Here is a 16,028-nt window from a genome sequence, read left to right as displayed (position 1 = left end):
CGGCGTTGGCGATGCCCTGGCCCAGCGGGCCGGTGGTGGTTTCGACGCCTGGGGTGTAGCCGTATTCCGGGTGGCCCGGGGTTTTGGAGTGCAGCTGGCGGAAGTTTTCCAGCTCGCTCATCGGCAGATCGTAGCCGGTGAGGTGCAGCAGGCTGTAAATCAACATGGAGCCGTGGCCATTGGACAGCACGAAGCGGTCGCGGTCAGCCCAGTGCGGGTTGGTCGGGTTGTGGTTCATATAGTCGCGCCACAGGACTTCGGCGATGTCCGCCATGCCCATAGGTGCGCCCGGATGGCCGGAATTTGCTTTTTGTACGGCGTCCATGCTGAGTGCGCGGATGGCGTTGGCGAGTTGCTTGCGAGAGGACATTGATAACTCCAAAATAATTACAGTTCAGCGGCCAGCATGTCTTCCAGCTTCTGCTGGTCAACGGCGAACAGGCGGATACCCTCGGCCAGTTTCTCGACCGCCATGGCGTCTTGATTATGCAGCCAGCGGAATTCGGCTTCGGCCAGTGGTGCGGGTTGATAGAAACCTTCGGTGGACGGCGTCAGTTTGCGCTCGACCGGTTGCTCGCTGTGTTTGAGCTGTTCCAGCAGGTTCGGCGCTATGGTCAGGCGATCGCAGCCGGCCAGGGCCAGGATCTGCTCCACCTTGCGGAAGCTGGCACCCATGATCACCGTCTGATAGCGGTGCTGTTTGTAGTATTCATAAATGGTGCGCACCGATTTCACGCCAGGATCCTGCTCGGCATCGTACTCGGCGGCAGGCTGCTTAGCCTGGTACCAGTCATAGATGCGGCCGACGAAAGGCGAAATCAGGAACACGCCGGCTTCGGCGCAGGCGCGAGCCTGGGCGAAAGAGAACAGCAGCGTCAGATTGGTGTTGATGCCTTCTTTTTCCAGTTCCTCGGCGGCTTTGATGCCTTCCCAGGTCGATGCCAGTTTGATCAGGATGCGGGACTTGTCGATGCCCTGTTCCTGATACAGGCCAATCAATTTGCGCGCTTTGGCCACGCACATGCCGCGATCGAACGACAAACGGGCGTCCACCTCGGTGGAGATACGGCCCGGCACGCTTTTCAGGATCTCGACGCCAATGTTGACCGCCAGTTTGTCGCCGGCGTTAATCAGCTGGGTTTCTTTGCTGCCGCCCTGTTGGCGGGCATAGTTCAGCGCTTCGACGATCAGTGGCTTATATTGCGGCAGCGCAGCGGCTTTCAGGATCAGCGAAGGGTTGGTAGTGGCGTCCTGGGGTTCGAACTGGCGGATGGATTCAATATCGCCGCTGTCGGCCACGACCGTCGTCAGCTGCTTGAGTGCATCTAATTGGTTCATTTATACGCTCCTTGATCAGTGCCAAACATGTAGGGAAATGAGAACCTTTTTCATCATAGGGTGAACACACTGCATCATAAGCCTGATGAATAAAATGCGCTTTTTCTGATTGTTGCGATGGATAAGAACAATGGATCCTGTCCCGAGCCAGGCCGGCTGCGGGTTGCACCTGCGAGAATAGGTTTTTTGGCGTGGGGTATGCGGCGAGCAGAGTAGGAGGCTACAGCGATAAAAAAGGGTTCAGCGCCCGGCTGAACCCCAGGGGACTTCCTCCGATTATTTACTGTTTGCTCAAATTCACGTCAATCGCCTGATAGAAGGCATTGGCCGTGTCTGCTACGTCCCACACGGCGAGGATCACATGCGAACCGCTGCGGTCTGCCGGTATGTTGCACTGGTGGGTGACCTGCGCGGCTGGGATCGCGCCGCCGTCGTTGTATTGGCAGAACGGCGTCAGGTCAAAGGAGGCACGGGTCAGCGGCTGCGACGCATCCCAGTTTGGTTTGGTAATGAAATAGCGCCAACCGGTGGTGCTGTGACGGGCGGTCAGCCGCCAGGTAAAGGAGTTGGCACCGGTGTGCAGATTGAGCTTGTTCCAACGGGTTGGCGTTTGCTGATCCAGCTCGAAGAAGGTGCTCTTGTCGGCGCTGGCGATATGACCGTCCGCCGGACCGTTCTGCGGGAAACCTTTCAGACCTTCGACGCTTTGCGGCTCGTACTGCACGCTGCCGCACTGGGTATTGAGCTGCAGTTTGCACTGGTAGGAACGGCTGGCCGGTGTTTCGACATAGCCGTGGGCGTTAGCCTGTTGTGATACGCCAAACAGAGCGGCGCTCAGCAGACCGAAAGCCATAAGGGTACGAGAAGTATTGTTCATGAGTCACTCCTGACTGAAGTTATATTGTAAGTTGAGTGTATTTTCACCACTGAAATGAGAGGTCATTAACGAAATTAAAAAACATCATTATGGGTGGCTTGTTTTATTTTTATCATTCGTGTCATGGATGAGGATGGAATGTTTTATCGGCTATTAACTAAAGTTATTATGATGAATGTCTTTCACTCTTTGATTGAATTTATTTAAACGCTGCTGTCTAAAATCGCAGCGTCATGATGAATTTTACTTAATGGATTGATGAATACTCTTTCAGATGATGCTCTCCGATATGGAGTATATTGCTTGTTGTTTTGCTTACTCTTGTATGACTTGAACGTTTTTTACGCGCCAGTTGCCTGGGGATTTAGTGTCAATTTTTCTTATTTTATGTCAAAGAGGAATTAGTATGACTAGATTATCCCTGGATGCGATTAAAATAATCAGCACCATAAAAAGTACCGGCTCTTTCTCTATGGCGGCGGAAGCGCTGCATAAAACGCCTTCGGCGATATCTTATCGGGTTTCCAATATTGAAAGTAAACTCTGCGTGAAATTATTTCATCGAAATGGCCCGATGATTACCCTAACGGATGAAGGGGAATTCCTGCTGCAAGAGGGCAGCTGGATTTTAAATGCGGTGCAGGATCTCGAGAGCCGGGTGAGAAATATCCCGAAACTCGATAATAATATCCGCATCGTCGTCGATAAGTTCTTTCCGTTGGAAACCCTCACCCAGGATATACGTGACTATATTCAGCACAGCCCGAACGCCAACATTTCGGTGCAGAGGGAAGCGCTGAACGGCACCTGGGATGCGCTGAAGAACAATCGGGCGGATTTGATTATCGCCATTGGCCAGATCCCGGACAGCGTGCAGGCCAAGACGCTGATGCTCGGCAAGCTGAATTTCGTGCTGTGCGTTTCGCCTTCGCATCCCTTTGCCGCACAGAAAAAACCGGTGGATAAAAATCAGCGGTTGAATGACATCGTGGTGGTGATCGCCGACAGCAGCCACGAGCTGCCAAAGCGCAACCACGGCACGATGCCGTTGCAGCGCCAACTGGTGGTTTGCGACGTCGAGAGCAAGCTGGCGCTGTTGAAACGCGGTATCGGCCACGGTTTTCTGCCGCCTTCGCTGATCGAAAAAGAGCTGGCGAGCGGCGAACTGGTGACGGTACCGGTCGATATGCAAAAAGGTGACGAAATGATTTGGCTGGCCTGGCACCCGGCCAGTAAGGGGACCGGTTTTACCTGGTGGCATGAACGCCTGACGTGTAAAAGCGACGTTTTCAGCCTGATGGGGCGCGAAGTGGTGCGGGATGGGGGTTACCCTTGGTGTAACAACTAAGGGCAGCGATGCGCTAATGGCAAAGGAATGCGATCATTAAACGGTTAACTGAGTAAGAAACCCCGCAGCGCGAGCCACGGGGTTTTTTTATGCGGTTAAACTACGCGGCCCACTTTCAGCCAGGCGCTGTCGGAGCCTGGTACGGAAGTGATAAAGCCCCACTTGGTTTGCCAGACGTAACCCTGATAAGACACCAGCGCGCCCTGCGGGTAGGTAGTGCCCGCCACGTACGCAGGCGCGCTCATGATCGGCAGATTGCCGGGGCCGACGCCGGTATAGCGCAGGCCGGTACCCATATCCAACTGGCTATCGTCATAATCGGCAGCGTTGAAATAGCGGTCCAGCGAGGCCAGCAGATCGCCGTTGCGGTTGTCCTGCCCCAGGTGCCAGAACATCACGCCGCCCAGTTGCTGCTGCTTGATGTATTTCGCCTTGTACTTGAAGCTTTCGACGTCGTCATAAGTCACGAACAGGCCGTTGGCCGCATGGTACAGGTACGGCGTTTTGGTCTTGTCGTTCCACAGGCGCTGATAGCCGTAGTTGCCGAGCAGCATCTGTTCCAGTTGGCGGTAAGAGGCGATGCGCGGGTCCTTGTCGCGGATGCACTCTTCGCAGCCCACCAGCCAGTAATCGGTGCCCGGGAACGGATCTTCCCCCGGTGTGCTGTGGCTGCTGTATTGGCCGCCGTTGCTGCCGTTGACGCCCTTGAAGGCGCGGCCATAGAAGGGGACACCCATGACGATTTTGCTGCTTGGCACGCCTTCCAGCATCAGGTGTTGCTGTACGGCGGCGTCCACCGTCAGGCTGAATGGGCTGGGGAAGGCGCGGGTCAGCTCTTCCCAGCTCCAGCCCAGATTGGCTTCGCGCAGCGCGTTATAGAAGGCCGGCCCGGCGCTGTCACCAAACAGCGCCGCCTGATGGTTGGTGATTTTCTCCCATGGGCCGGCCAGATCGTAAGTCATCAGGTTGATGTAATCGAGCGAGGCGACGATCTGCGGCAGCTTGCTGTAGTAGCGCGACAGGAAGAACGCGCCGCCGGCCCCGGCGATGGTCAGTTGGTATGGCAGCGCCTGGCGGCCATCGGCCTGGGTCTGTTGATCCAGCAGGATACGGATCTCTTGCAGCGCGGCGACAAAACCGTCCACCTCGCTGCTCTGCGGGTATTCCCAGTCGATATCTACGCCGTCAAAGCCATAGTCTTTCATGATGCGTACGCAGGATTGCGCGAATTTGGTACGCGCCGCCGGGGTTTTCACCGCGTTGACGTAGTTGGCATGGGAAACGCCCAGATCGTTGGAATAATACCAGCCGCCAATGGAGAACATGATGCGCAGGCTGGGGTTGTGCGCTTTCAGCGCGGTCAACCGACCGACCACATCGCGTGCCTTGGCATCTATGGTTGCCGGATCCCAGGCGCATTCCAGATTGCTGTTAATGTCGAGGAACGAGAAATTAATGTGGGTCAGCTGTTTGGCCTTGGCCGGCGTGATATTGGACACCGGGAAAGGCACGATTGAGGTATCGGATTCGGTATAGTTATTAATTTGGTTGGTCGGAATGAAATAATAACCAATAACCGCTTTACGTACAGACATAGTATTTCTCCAGAGTTAAGGTTTTGTCATCGAGAGTGATTCTCTCGGCGCTATTAAATGTTTATTTATCTGATAAAGAGAAGTCGAAATAAATCACAGTAAAGATGAATTTTTTATTCGATGTTCGTCGTTATTCAAGGAGACTGTTGTGCCAGTGTTGAGCGTGAATGAATTTGACCATAGACACTGTTTTTATTCATTTGCTTTGTTATAGCATCCTTAACTAGATTCTGACTGTACCGATATCCTGCCGGCGGTGATTGGCATTTAATTAAAATTAAAAACAGGAGAGTAGCTATGTCCAGCTTAGAGCCAGACGCTGTTGGCTTAATTATTCAGCGAGCGTGTGAATACCTTCAGCCGGCAATGAATGCCATTTTGGCCGGCATCATGGCGCTTTTGCATGGCGCCTATCGCAACGTAGGGATGCGACGTCGGTTATTAAATGCAGGCATGTGCGCTTTATTGGCCTGGACGGTGCGTGATGCATTGGCGCTGGCAGGCCTGGAATTAAAATGGGCGAATCTTGCCAGCGTGCTGATTGGCTTTCTGGGCGCTGATTATATTAGCGCATTAATTAAAAAAATCATTGGCAAGAAGACGGGGTTAAAAAATGTTAAATGAAATTCAGGAAATGCGCTTTACCGCACGCAGTGAGGACAATTTAATTGGCGTGCATCCGGATCTGGTGCGGGTGATGCGGTTGGCGTTGAATTATTCGCTGGTGCCCTTTTCCATCAGCGAAGGCGTACGCAGCATGGCGCGGCAGCGTGACATGTTGCGCACCGGCAAAAGCCAGACGCTGAGGAGCCGGCATCTGACCGGGCACGCGGTGGATGTGGTGGCGATGCCGGCGGGCGTGGTGTCCTGGGAGTGGGATTACTACGCGCAAATTGCCGTGGCGGTACGCCGCGCGGCGCGTGAATGTGCCGTCAGCGTCGAGTGGGGCGGCGAGTGGCGCACACTGAAGGACGGGCCGCATTTCCAGCTCTCCTTCAGGGATTACCCGGCATGAGCGGTTGGCTGAACAAGATCATGCAGGGTGGGTTGCTGCTGCTGTTGGCGGTGGCGATTTGCCTCGGCGGTTACAGTTCACTGCTGTCGCACCGGCTGGAGCTGGCGCGGCGGCAGGCGGCCGAACAGCAAAAGACCTTGGCGCAACAGGCCGGGCTTATCGCCACGCTGCAAACCCAGGATGCGCAGAACCGTGCGCTGATGGCCTCTCAGCAGCAACAGGAACAGCAGTTGCGGCAGCAAAGCGACGTTTACCAGAGGAAATACCGTGAAGCGATTAAAAATGATGCCTGCGCTGGGCGGCCTATGCCTGGCGCTGTGCTTGAGCTCCTGCGCCCGGCCGCCAGCGGTACCGACGCCCGTGGTGCTGTTGCCCCCTGAATCCGTCTTCACGCCCTGCGAGCAACCTCTGTTGCAGGGCGACACCTGGGGCGATGCCGTCAGCTATACGCTGGCATTGCAAGCCGCATGGCAAATTTGCGCGGGCCGGGTGGCGACGCTCAACGCCTGGCGAGCAAAACTGCCGTTGCATTGACGGCAGTATTCTTGTTTCTCGTCCTGTGGGATCTGTTTTTTTACTTTTATAAAATTATTTCGATCAAGGTTATGGCCCGCTTCAAAGTTTGTGACGTTTCTCTCACTATACTGGTCTAGCCTTAAAGGTTTACAAGTCTTACCTCAACATAAAAGCAAAAAGCAAAGGAACCCATAATGGACGAACAGCTCAAACAGAGTGCCCTTGATTTCCATCAGTTTCCGGTCCCAGGGAAGATCCAGGTCTCTCCAACCAAACCTCTGGCAACGCAACGCGATCTGGCGCTGGCCTATTCACCGGGCGTTGCCGCCCCTTGCCTGGAAATTGCCGCCGATCCGCTGGCGGCCTACAAATACACCGCCCGCGGTAACCTGGTCGCGGTGATTTCCAACGGCACGGCGGTACTGGGGCTGGGCAATATCGGCGCATTGGCCGGTAAGCCGGTCATGGAAGGCAAAGGCGTTCTGTTCAAAAAGTTTTCCGGTATCGACGTGTTCGATATCGAAGTGGATGAACTTAACCCCGACAAGCTGATCGACATCATCGCTTCCCTCGAGCCAACCTTTGGCGGCATCAATCTGGAAGACATCAAGGCGCCGGAGTGTTTCTACATCGAGCAAAAACTGCGCGAGCGCATGAAGATCCCGGTATTTCATGACGATCAGCACGGCACCGCCATTATTACCACCGCCGCAGTGCTGAACGGCCTGCGGGTAGTGAAAAAGAATATCTCCGACGTGCGGCTGGTGGTTTCCGGTGCCGGTGCGGCGTCGATAGCCTGTCTGAACTTGTTGGTGGCGCTGGGTTTGCGTCAGCAAAACATCACCGTTTGCGACTCCAAAGGGGTGATCTACAAGGGGCGCGACGCCAACATGGAGCAAACCAAGGCGGCTTATGCCATCGAAGATAACGGCCAGCGCACGCTGGGGGATGCGATCCCCAATGCCGATATCTTCCTCGGCTGTTCCGGCCCGGGCGTGCTGACCCAGGACATGGTGAAAACCATGGACAGGGATCCGTTGATCATGGCGTTGGCCAACCCGGAACCGGAAATTCTGCCGCCGCTGGCGAAAGCCGTGCGTCCGGATGCCATTATCTGTACCGGCCGTTCCGACTACCCGAACCAGGTGAACAACGTGCTGTGCTTCCCGTTCATCTTCCGCGGGGCGCTGGACGTGGGCGCCACCACCATTAACGAAGAGATGAAGCTGGCCTGCGTGCATGCGATTGCCGATCTGGCGCTGGCGGAACAGAACGACGTGGTGGCTTCCGCCTATGGCGATCAGGACCTGTCGTTTGGCCCTGAATACATCATTCCGAAACCTTTCGACCCGCGCCTGATCGTTAAAATTGCCCCGGCGGTGGCCAGGGCGGCGATGGAGTCCGGCGTGGCGACGCGTCCGATCGAAGACTTTGACGCCTACGTCGAAAAACTGTCCGAGTTCGTCTACAAAACCAACCTGTTCATGAAGCCGATCTTTGCCCTGGCGAAGAAGGAAATGAAGCGTGTGGTGCTGGCGGAAGGTGAAGAGGAAAGGGTGTTGCATGCGACCCAAGAGTTGGTGTCGCAGGGCCTGGCCTATCCGATCCTGGTCGGCCGCCCGAGCGTGATTGAGATGCGGTTGCAAAAGCTCGGCCTGCAATTGACGCCGGGCAAAGATTTTGAAGTGGTGAACAACGAGTCCGACCCGCGTTTCAACGAATACTGGGGCGAGTATTACCAGATCATGAAGCGCCGCGGCGTTTCGCAAGAGCAGGCGCGCCGTGCGGTGATTGGCAACCCGACGCTGATTGCCGCCATCATGCTGCATCGCGGCGAGGCGGATGCAATGATCTGCGGCACCATCGGCAGCTACCACGAGCACTATGACGTCGTGAAAAACGTGTTCGGCTTCCGCAAGGGTGCGCACGTCGCCGGGGCGATGAATGCGTTGTTGCTGCCAAGCGGCAATACCTTTATTGCCGACACCTATGTCAACGACGATCCGACGCCGGAACAACTGGCGGAAATCACCCTGATGGCGGCGGAAACCGTGCGCCGCTTCGGCATTGAGCCGAAAGTCGCGCTGCTGTCCCACTCCAGCTTCGGTTCCTCTGACTGCCCGGCGGCGCGCAAAATGCGCAAAACGCTGGAGTTGGTGAACCAATTGGCGCCAGAACTGGAGATTGACGGCGAGATGCACGGCGACGCCGCGCTGGTTGAGAGTATCCGTCACGATCTGATGCCGGACAGCCCGCTGAAAGGCGCAGCCAACGTGTTGATCATGCCGAATATGGAAGCGGCGCGCATCAGTTACAACCTGCTGCGCGTATCCTCTTCGGAAGGGGTGACCGTGGGGCCGGTGCTGATGGGGGTATCGAAACCGGTACACATCCTGACGCCAATCGCCTCGGTGCGCCGTATCGTCAACATGGTGGCGTTGGCGGTGGTGGAAGCGCAGACCGAACCGCTATAAGCCTCGAGTGACGACAAGCCCCCTGCGTTCTGGCGCAGGGGGCTTTTTTATGCCTTGCAGCGTGCGGCGATCTGGCGGATATCCTGCGGCGTAGTGCGGCAGCAGCCGCCAATCAGCCGGGCGCCCACGTTTTGCCATTCCCCAATCTGCTCGATCAGGCTGCCACTCTCGCTCCCGCAGGCATGCCAGGTTTTGGTTACCGCGTCGTAATGCTCGCCGGAGTTCGGATAGACCAACAGCGGTTTGTCGGTAAGTGTGGCCAACTGCCGCAACGCCGGGGTGACGTTTTCCAGCGCAATGCAGTTGATGCCAATCGCCAACACCTGCGGATTGCCGTGCAGTGCTGCCAGCACCTGCGTCAGCGGCGTGCCGTCGCTGAGATGCTGGCTGTCGCGCAGGGTGAAAGCGAACCAGGCGCCGAGCGTCGGGAACTCCTGCAACAAGGCCAGCAACGCCTGCAGCTCGCTGAACGACGGCAGCGTCTCGCAGGCCAGCAGATCGACCCCGGCCTCGGCCAGCGCGGCAATGCGCGGGCGATGGAAGGCGATCATCTCTTCCTGCGGCAGCGAATAATCGCCGCGGTATTCGGAACCGTCGGCGAGATAGGCGCCATAAGGCCCCACGGAGCCTGCGATCAACAGCGGTGCGGCCTGCGGATGTTGCGCCAGATAGTCGCTGCGCGCCTGTTGCGCCAGTTGCACGCTTTTGGCGATCAGCGCCAGCGATTGCTGCTGGTTCAGACCGCGGCGCTGGAAGCCCAGCGGCGTCGCCTGGTAACTGGCGGTGATGGCGCATTGCGCCCCGGCGTTGAAATAGTCGAGGTGAACCTGATAAATCAGCTCGGGATTTTCAATCAGCACTTTTGCCGACCACAGCGGATCGCTGAGGTCGCAGCCGCGTGCCTCCAGTTCGGTAGCCAGCGCACCGTCTAAAATCAGCGTGCGGTTAGCGGCCAATAAGGCGGCGACGGTATTGTTAACGGACATGATTCTCTCCCAACGAAGATTTTTGCCCGGCGCGGCGGGTCAGATAATAGGCGAAGTAGCACAGGGCGACAAACGGCAGCCCGCAATAAAGCGCGATGCGCTGCGCCGGATCGAAAGCCAGCCCTACGCAGGCCAGCAGGCACAGGGCGAAGCCGAGGATCGGCGTCAAAGGGTAACCCGGCGCACGGTATTTCAGGCCCTCGATCGGCTGACCGCTGCGCAGATAATGGCGGCGGAAGGCGTAATGCGCCGCGCAGATGCTCAGCCAGACCGCCACCACCGCAAAGCCGGAAATGGCCGACAGCGCGACAAACACCGTGTCCGGCGCGATAACGCTGGTCAGCAGCGCCAGCACGCCGCCGAGCATGCTGAAGGTCAATGCATTGATCGGGATGCCGCGTTTATTGACGCGGGAAAAATAGGCCGGCAGGGTGCGCTGGTTGGCCAATGACCACAACATGCGGCCCGAGGCGTACAGACCGGAATTGGCGGCCGACAAGATGGCGGTCAGGATCACGAAATTAAAGATATCGGCGGCATAAGGTATGCCAATGCGTTCAAACACCAGCACGAACGGGCTTTTCACAATCCCGGCCTGATCCATCGGGATCAGCGCGGCCAGAATAAATACCGTGCCGATAAAGAACAGCATCAGGCGGATCACCGTGGTGCGTATCGCCCAGGGCACCACCTTTTCCGGGTTCTCGGTTTCACCGGCCGCAATGCCGATAAGCTCGGTGCCGGAGAAAGCGAAGTTCACCGCCACCATGGTCATCAGGATCGGCAGCGTACCGTTCGGCAGCCAGCCGGAGGCGGTCAGATTATGCAGGAAAGGGGCAGGCGTGCCGTCTTTCATCGGCAGCAGGCCGAACATCGCGGCGCCGCCCAGAATGATAAAGGCCAGAATGGTGACGACCTTGATCAGCGAGAACCAGAATTCGCTTTCGGCAAAGAAGCGGGTAGTGATCACATTGAGCAGGAAAATCGCCGCGCAGAAGATCAGGCACCACAGCCACACCGGCGACTGCGGGAACCAATACTGCATGCAAAAACCGGCGGCGGTCAGGCTGGAGCCCAGCGCCACCGTCCAGGTCAGCCAATACAGCCAGGCGACGGTATAGCCGGTAGCCGGGCCAAGATAACGTGAGGCATAGACGTGGAAGGCGCCGGTTTCCGGCATCGCGACGGCCAGTTCGCCCAGGCACAGCATCACCAGATAAACCACCAATGCGCCGATCAAATAGGCCAGCAGGGTGCCTAGAGCGCCGGTCGTGGAAATGATATAGCCGGTGTTGAAGAACAACCCGGTGCCGATCACACCGCCCAGCGACAGCATCACCAGATGCCGGGCTTTCATGGTGCGTTTGAAGTGCCCTTCGGCGGGTTCAGGTGAGTGCATGGTATTCCATCCGTATAGACGTCTAAGCAGCTAAATGGCTATTGGTTATACCCGTAATACTTGATGAAATCAATGTAAGACCCGACGTCATAAACTAAAAAATAGTTAGCGGTGTCTCAGGGTGGGGGGATAACCATATGCAAATGATAATTATTATCTATAATGCCTGCACTTTTTATTGCAGGGGGCAGCATGAGAATTCTGATTTTACTGGCCGCGCTGGCACTTGGCGCTTGCAGCCAGACCCCGGTGCCCGTACCGAAAAACACCCTTGACGGCCTGGGGAAAATTACCGATTTACGCAGCGGCGCAACCTTGTCGCCTGATCAGCTTCTTGCCCGCCTGGCCGCCCAACCAAGGGTGATCGTCGGGGAAAAGCACGACAATCCCCATCATCATCGGATTGAACTGTGGTTGGTGCAAAACCTGGCGCAGCAGCGGCCGCAGGGTAGCGTACTGATGGAGATGATCACCCCGAACCAGCAGGCCAACGTGGACAAGGTCAAACAGGAGCTGTTGGCAAATCCTGCCGTGCGCGATGAGCGCGTGGCGCAGTTGATTGACTGGCAGAAAGGCTGGAAATGGTCGCTGTACGGCGAAGTGGTGATGGCGGCGATGCGCGCGCCGTATCCGCTTTGGTCGGCCAACCTGGATCGCGAGGAAATCATGGCGTTTTACCGGCAGCCTGTGTTTCCGAAGGGGCAATTGTCGGTACGCCCGGCGGTGCAGAAGGCGCTGGAAGATACCATTCGCGCTTCGCACGGCGGAAAAATCGAACCCCAACAGCTGCGCGCGATGCTGGCAATCCAACAGCAGCGCGATCGACGCATGGCCGAGCGCCTGCTGGCTGCCCCAACGCCGACGCTGTTGATTGCCGGTGGTTATCACGCTTCAAAATGGGTGGGGGTGCCGCTGCATGTGCAAGATCTGCAACCGGGCGCGCAGCCGACGGTGTTGATGCTGGCGGAGCAGGGCGCGCAGGTTGACGACCAAACGGCGGATTACCTGTGGATCACGCCGCCGGTAAAATGACGGTGCCGCCGGGGGAAAGCGGCGCCGTTACTGCGCCCGTTTCGCCTGCTGCAGCCACTTGTCCAGCTCGTTGGCGAACTGCTGGCGGTCGCGCTGGTTCAGGGTATTCGGGCCGCCGGTCTGGATGCCGCTGGAGCGCAGGGTATCCATAAAATCGCGCATGTTCAGGCGTTCGCGGATGGTGTCCGGCGTGTAGCGCTCACCGCGCGGGTTCAGCGCCACTGCGCCTTTTTCTATCACTTCGGCCGCCAGCGGAATATCGGCGGTGATCACCAGATCGCCTTTTTCGCAGCGGCGGACGATTTCGTTATCCGCCACGTCAAAACCGGCCGCCACCTGCAGGGTGTGGATGTGTTTTGACGGCGGCGTTCTCAGCGGTTGATTGGCCACCAGCGTCACCGACATGGCGGTGCGCTCGGCGGCGCGGAACAGCACTTCTTTGATCACGTTCGGACAGGCGTCCGCATCGACCCAAATCTGCATTACTCAGGCTCCTTCAGCCAGTCGCGCACCGGCAGGAAATCACGGTACAACGCCGCCTCCGGGCTGCCCTCTGCCGGTTGATAGTTGTATTCCCAGCGCACCAGAGGCGGCATCGACATCAGGATGGATTCAGTGCGGCCACCGGTTTGCAGGCCGAACAGCGTGCCCCGATCCCACACCAGGTTGAATTCGACATAGCGGCCACGGCGATAGAGCTGGAACTGGCGCTCGTTGTCGCCCCAGCTCAGCGCTTTGCGTTTTTCCACGATCGGCAGGTAGGCATCGAGGAAACCTTCGCCCACCGCGCGGGTGAAAGCGAAGCAGCTGTCGAAGTCTGGGGTGTTGAGATCGTCAAAAAACAGGCCGCCGATGCCGCGCGCCTCGTTGCGGTGCTTGATAAAGAAGTAGTCGTCGCACCACTTTTTGTATTTGGGGTAGACCGCGTCACCGAAGGGCGCACAGAGCCGCTCGGCGGTGCGGTGCCAGTGGACGGCATCCTCTTCGAAACCGTAAAACGGCGTCAGATCAAAGCCGCCGCCAAACCACCACACCGGCTCTTCGCCCGGTTTTTCCGCAATGAAAAAACGTACGTTGGCGTGGCTGGTGGGGATATAAGGGCTGTGCGGGTGGATCACCAGTGACACGCCCATCGCCTGGAAGCTGCGCCCGGCCAGCTCGGGGCGGTGCGCAGTGGCGGAAGCGGGCAGGGTGGCGCCGGAAACGTGCGAGAAGTTTACCCCCGCCTGTTCAAACACCGCACCCTCGGTCAACACGCGGCTGCGGCCACCGCCGCCTTCTTCACGCGTCCAGCGGTCTTCGTTGAAAACGGCGCCGCCGTCTGCCTGTGCCAGTTGCGCGCAGATACTGTCCTGCAGCGATAGCAGGAAGGATTTTACTTCTGCGATGGTCGGTAAGCTCATACGGATAATTCACGCGTCTGACGGAACAAGGCGCAAAGTATACCCGTATTCGCTGCCGCTTATCAGCCGGTTTTTCGTTGGTGGGCGTCGTAGTAGCTGAAGAAACTGATCACGCCGTCGGCGATGGCGCGGGCGATTTTCTCGCGAAACGCGGTGGTGCCGAGCAGGCGTTCTTCCGCCGGGTTGGTGATGAATGAGGTTTCTACCAGCACCGAAGGAATGGACGGGGATTTGAGCACCGCAAACGCCGCCTGCTCGGTGCTGTCGCTGTGCAGGTGATGCACCGGGCGGATCTGGCCAAGCACGTGGCGGCCGAGCGTCAGGCTGTTGTTGATGGTATCGGTCTGCACCAGATCGAACAGTACCTGCTGCAGATAGTTATCCTGATTTTTATATTTGCCGCCGGCCACGTCATCGGCGGCGTTCTCGCGGTTGGAGAGATAACGTGCCATGGCGCTGCTGGCGCCGCGGTTGGACAGGGCGAATACCGAGGCGCCTGAGGCTTCCGGGCTGGTAAAACCGTCGGCGTGAATCGAAATAAACAGGTCGGCCTGATGCTGGTGGGCAATTTCAACCCGCTGGAACAGCGGGATAAATTCGTCTTCTTCCCGCGTCAGCCGGGCTTCGACGTGATCGTGCTCATGCAGCATGCGGCGTACGTGGTTGGCGATCTCCAGCACCACGTGTTTCTCTTGCGAACCTTCGCTGCCGACCGCGCCGGAATCGATGCCGCCATGGCCGGGATCGATCATCACCAGCCGTTTGCTGCCGGTCGGTTTCACTGCCGGTTTGGCGTGTTGATTGCGCAGCATGCCGCCGGACTCCGCTTTGGCAGGTTGGCTTTTGCAGCCGACCAGGGCCAGCGCCAGGCCGGAGAGCAATAACTGACGTCGCGTGGGGGAGGCGGAGAGCGGTTTAAAATTGAGGAATTGTTTAACCTGCTTTTTCATAACGCGACGCTCCATCGATAAATTCTATTTTGCGACGTTATATCGTATTGATAATCATTAATCGAACGGTTAACTATGTCCATTTATTACGCCAGATACCGCAGTTTTCTGCCCGATTGGCGTGGGAAATCGCAGTTTGATATTGCTTAAGTGAATAATCCCGCGATAATCAGATAAACACTTTAATTAACAGCGGCGAACATCGATGGAAATTCGCGTATTTCGACAAGACGACTTTGAAGAAGTCATCACCCTGTGGGAGCGCTGCGATCTGCTGCGGCCGTGGAACGATCCCGAGATGGATATTGAGCGCAAACTGAATCACGATCCGGACCTGTTTCTGGTCGCGGAAGTGGGCGGCGAAGTGGTCGGTTCGGTGATGGGGGGCTACGATGGCCACCGTGGTTCTGCGTATTACCTGGGCGTGCACCCGGATTATCGCGGGCGCGGCATTGCCAATGCATTGATTAGCCGTCTGGAGAAAAAGTTGGTCGCGCGCGGTTGCCCGAAGATCCAACTGATGGTGCGCGAAGACAACGACACGGTGATCGAGATGTACGAAAAACTCGGTTACGAGATCCAGAGCATCACCAGCCTGGGCAAACGGCTGATCGAAGACCAGGAATATTGAGTCAATAAGGCGGTGAATTTTCACCGCCCGTTGCTGAGCGTTACGGCAGCTTTTTGATGTTTTTCACATCGACTTCCACGCTGCTCCAGTCTTTATCCACTTTTCCTTCCAGCTGCACTTTATCTTTCGGGGTAATGGTCTGGCCGTTCCAGCGTTTTTTGTCGATCTCCACCGTCAAGGTGCCGCTGGCGTCGCGGAAGGTATAGGTATCGTCGCCGACGCGCTGCTCAATGTTGCCTTGCAGCATGACCCAGGCGTCGTCGCTCATCGATTTCACCTTATCCACAGTGGTCAGTGCGGCGCTGGGGCCGGAGAAGCCGCCCTGCGGAGCGGTTTGCGTCTGCGGTGCGGAAGGGTCGAGGAACCCGCCTTGTTGTGCCAGAACCGGTGCGCTGCACAGTGCGATCAAAGCGGCCAGGGTATATTTTTTCATTTGAAGCTTCCTTATCTCAATCGAGAATCAA

General features: G+C 57.2%; 17 protein-coding genes and 1 pseudogene. 8 read left to right on the top strand and 10 right to left on the bottom strand.

Annotated elements, in window-relative coordinates:
- The 3 genes and pseudogenes from D4100_RS12785 to cbp21 form a co-directional block, all read right to left on the bottom strand.
- Window positions 1–370: pseudogene (locus tag D4100_RS12785) on the bottom strand (transketolase); the annotation flags it as partial.
- Window positions 371–387: 17 nt separating this feature from the next.
- Complete coding sequence (gene tal, locus D4100_RS12780; protein WP_004947767.1) at window positions 388–1,338, bottom strand: transaldolase; 951 nt, start codon at window positions 1,336–1,338, stop codon at window positions 388–390.
- A 280-nt stretch (window positions 1,339–1,618) separates the two neighbouring features.
- The gene (gene cbp21 / locus D4100_RS12775) at window positions 1,619–2,215 is read right to left on the bottom strand and encodes a chitin-binding protein/chitosanase CBP21 (RefSeq protein ID WP_119804498.1); all 597 of its coding nucleotides are present in this window, start codon (window positions 2,213–2,215) and stop codon (window positions 1,619–1,621) included.
- Window positions 2,216–2,621: 406 nt separating this feature from the next.
- On the opposite strand from cbp21, the gene D4100_RS12770 reads away from it, so the two are divergent.
- Window positions 2,622–3,563, top strand: a complete 942-nt coding sequence (locus tag D4100_RS12770; protein WP_006317311.1) for a LysR family transcriptional regulator — start codon at window positions 2,622–2,624, stop codon at window positions 3,561–3,563.
- A 95-nt stretch (window positions 3,564–3,658) separates the two neighbouring features.
- On the opposite strand, the gene chiB is transcribed toward D4100_RS12770, so the two are convergent.
- Complete coding sequence (chiB, locus tag D4100_RS12765) at window positions 3,659–5,158, bottom strand: chitinase ChiB (RefSeq protein ID WP_119804497.1); 1,500 nt, start codon at window positions 5,156–5,158, stop codon at window positions 3,659–3,661.
- Between the two features lie 297 nt (window positions 5,159–5,455).
- Between chiB and D4100_RS12760 the strand changes: the two genes are divergently transcribed.
- The 5 genes from D4100_RS12760 (at window position 5,456) to maeB (ending at window position 9,163) form a co-directional block, all read left to right on the top strand.
- The gene (locus D4100_RS12760; RefSeq protein ID WP_013814027.1) at window positions 5,456–5,782 is read left to right on the top strand and encodes a phage holin, lambda family; all 327 of its coding nucleotides are present in this window, start codon (window positions 5,456–5,458) and stop codon (window positions 5,780–5,782) included.
- Between the two features lie 10 nt (window positions 5,783–5,792).
- Entirely contained in the window at window positions 5,793–6,173 is a 381-nt protein-coding gene (chiX, locus tag D4100_RS12755) for an L-Ala D-Glu endopeptidase ChiX (RefSeq protein ID WP_472541810.1), read from the top strand.
- The gene (locus D4100_RS12750) at window positions 6,170–6,553 is read left to right on the top strand and encodes a DUF2570 family protein (protein ID WP_006317307.1); all 384 of its coding nucleotides are present in this window, start codon (window positions 6,170–6,172) and stop codon (window positions 6,551–6,553) included. The genes chiX and D4100_RS12750 overlap by 4 nt, the downstream gene beginning before the upstream one ends.
- Entirely contained in the window at window positions 6,534–6,707 is a 174-nt protein-coding gene (gene lysC, locus D4100_RS25805) for an Rz1-like lysis system protein LysC (protein WP_006317306.1), read from the top strand. Before D4100_RS12750 ends, lysC begins: the two co-directional genes overlap by 20 nt.
- A 176-nt stretch (window positions 6,708–6,883) precedes the next feature.
- On the top strand, window positions 6,884–9,163 hold the full coding sequence (gene maeB / locus D4100_RS12745; protein WP_119804496.1) for an NADP-dependent oxaloacetate-decarboxylating malate dehydrogenase: 2,280 nt from the start codon (window positions 6,884–6,886) through the stop codon (window positions 9,161–9,163).
- A gap of 47 nt (window positions 9,164–9,210) precedes the next feature.
- Here maeB and mmuM read toward each other — a convergent pair whose 3' ends face one another.
- Window positions 9,211–10,149, bottom strand: a complete 939-nt coding sequence (mmuM, locus tag D4100_RS12740; protein ID WP_119804495.1) for a homocysteine S-methyltransferase — start codon at window positions 10,147–10,149, stop codon at window positions 9,211–9,213.
- Window positions 10,139–11,548 carry an S-methylmethionine permease gene (gene mmuP / locus D4100_RS12735; protein WP_006317157.1) on the bottom strand — a complete coding sequence of 470 codons (1,410 nt, stop codon included), beginning with the start codon at window positions 11,546–11,548 and terminating at the stop codon, window positions 10,139–10,141. Before mmuP ends, mmuM begins: the two co-directional genes overlap by 11 nt.
- A 192-nt stretch (window positions 11,549–11,740) precedes the next feature.
- On the opposite strand from mmuP, the gene D4100_RS12730 reads away from it, so the two are divergent.
- Entirely contained in the window at window positions 11,741–12,580 is an 840-nt protein-coding gene (locus tag D4100_RS12730; protein WP_006317158.1) for a ChaN family lipoprotein, read from the top strand.
- 27 nt (window positions 12,581–12,607) lie between these two features.
- On the opposite strand, the gene D4100_RS12725 is transcribed toward D4100_RS12730, so the two are convergent.
- The 3 genes from D4100_RS12725 to amiA all read right to left on the bottom strand — a co-directional run bounded on the left by D4100_RS12725 (window position 12,608) and on the right by amiA (window position 14,933).
- Window positions 12,608–13,063, bottom strand: a complete 456-nt coding sequence (locus D4100_RS12725; RefSeq protein ID WP_004947732.1) for a YaiI/YqxD family protein — start codon at window positions 13,061–13,063, stop codon at window positions 12,608–12,610.
- Window positions 13,063–13,983 carry an oxygen-dependent coproporphyrinogen oxidase gene (gene hemF / locus D4100_RS12720; RefSeq protein WP_119804494.1) on the bottom strand — a complete coding sequence of 307 codons (921 nt, stop codon included), beginning with the start codon at window positions 13,981–13,983 and terminating at the stop codon, window positions 13,063–13,065. Before hemF ends, D4100_RS12725 begins: the two co-directional genes overlap by 1 nt.
- 62 nt (window positions 13,984–14,045) lie before the next feature.
- Entirely contained in the window at window positions 14,046–14,933 is an 888-nt protein-coding gene (gene amiA / locus D4100_RS12715) for an N-acetylmuramoyl-L-alanine amidase AmiA (RefSeq protein WP_119804493.1), read from the bottom strand.
- A 205-nt stretch (window positions 14,934–15,138) separates the two neighbouring features.
- Here amiA and D4100_RS12710 point away from each other — a divergent pair, with 205 nt between their 5' ends.
- Complete coding sequence (locus D4100_RS12710; RefSeq protein WP_006317161.1) at window positions 15,139–15,564, top strand: GNAT family acetyltransferase; 426 nt, start codon at window positions 15,139–15,141, stop codon at window positions 15,562–15,564.
- A gap of 40 nt (window positions 15,565–15,604) precedes the next feature.
- Here the strand turns inward: D4100_RS12710 and D4100_RS12705 are convergent, their stop codons facing one another.
- Entirely contained in the window at window positions 15,605–15,997 is a 393-nt protein-coding gene (locus tag D4100_RS12705) for a YgiW/YdeI family stress tolerance OB fold protein (RefSeq protein ID WP_006317164.1), read from the bottom strand.
- Window positions 15,998–16,028 lie beyond the last annotated feature (31 nt).

It is taken from the genome of Serratia inhibens (genome assembly GCF_003591175.1).
Taxonomy (GTDB): Bacteria; Pseudomonadota; Gammaproteobacteria; order Enterobacterales; family Enterobacteriaceae; genus Serratia; species Serratia inhibens.
Note: the sequence above shows the minus strand (reverse complement) of the source record. Positions and strands in the feature narration are given on the sequence as shown.

What these genes read in the sequence shown, in the direction of transcription:
- D4100_RS12730 (WP_006317158.1), top strand. Translation starts at nt 11,741, where the DNA reads ATGAGAATTCTGATTTTACTGGCCGCGCTGGCACTTGGCGCTTGCAGC.
- tal (WP_004947767.1), bottom strand. Translation starts at nt 1,338, where the DNA reads ATGAACCAATTAGATGCACTCAAGCAGCTGACGACGGTCGTGGCCGAC.
- chiX (WP_472541810.1), top strand. Translation starts at nt 5,793, where the DNA reads ATGCGCTTTACCGCACGCAGTGAGGACAATTTAATTGGCGTGCATCCG.
- cbp21 (WP_119804498.1), bottom strand. Translation starts at nt 2,215, where the DNA reads ATGAACAATACTTCTCGTACCCTTATGGCTTTCGGTCTGCTGAGCGCC.
- D4100_RS12760 (WP_013814027.1), top strand. Translation starts at nt 5,456, where the DNA reads ATGTCCAGCTTAGAGCCAGACGCTGTTGGCTTAATTATTCAGCGAGCG.
- maeB (WP_119804496.1), top strand. Translation starts at nt 6,884, where the DNA reads ATGGACGAACAGCTCAAACAGAGTGCCCTTGATTTCCATCAGTTTCCG.
- hemF (WP_119804494.1), bottom strand. Translation starts at nt 13,983, where the DNA reads ATGAGCTTACCGACCATCGCAGAAGTAAAATCCTTCCTGCTATCGCTG.
- D4100_RS12705 (WP_006317164.1), bottom strand. Translation starts at nt 15,997, where the DNA reads ATGAAAAAATATACCCTGGCCGCTTTGATCGCACTGTGCAGCGCACCG.
- mmuM (WP_119804495.1), bottom strand. Translation starts at nt 10,149, where the DNA reads ATGTCCGTTAACAATACCGTCGCCGCCTTATTGGCCGCTAACCGCACG.
- chiB (WP_119804497.1), bottom strand. Translation starts at nt 5,158, where the DNA reads ATGTCTGTACGTAAAGCGGTTATTGGTTATTATTTCATTCCGACCAAC.
- D4100_RS12725 (WP_004947732.1), bottom strand. Translation starts at nt 13,063, where the DNA reads ATGCAGATTTGGGTCGATGCGGACGCCTGTCCGAACGTGATCAAAGAA.
- mmuP (WP_006317157.1), bottom strand. Translation starts at nt 11,548, where the DNA reads ATGCACTCACCTGAACCCGCCGAAGGGCACTTCAAACGCACCATGAAA.
- D4100_RS12770 (WP_006317311.1), top strand. Translation starts at nt 2,622, where the DNA reads ATGACTAGATTATCCCTGGATGCGATTAAAATAATCAGCACCATAAAA.
- D4100_RS12710 (WP_006317161.1), top strand. Translation starts at nt 15,139, where the DNA reads ATGGAAATTCGCGTATTTCGACAAGACGACTTTGAAGAAGTCATCACC.
- D4100_RS12750 (WP_006317307.1), top strand. Translation starts at nt 6,170, where the DNA reads ATGAGCGGTTGGCTGAACAAGATCATGCAGGGTGGGTTGCTGCTGCTG.
- amiA (WP_119804493.1), bottom strand. Translation starts at nt 14,933, where the DNA reads ATGAAAAAGCAGGTTAAACAATTCCTCAATTTTAAACCGCTCTCCGCC.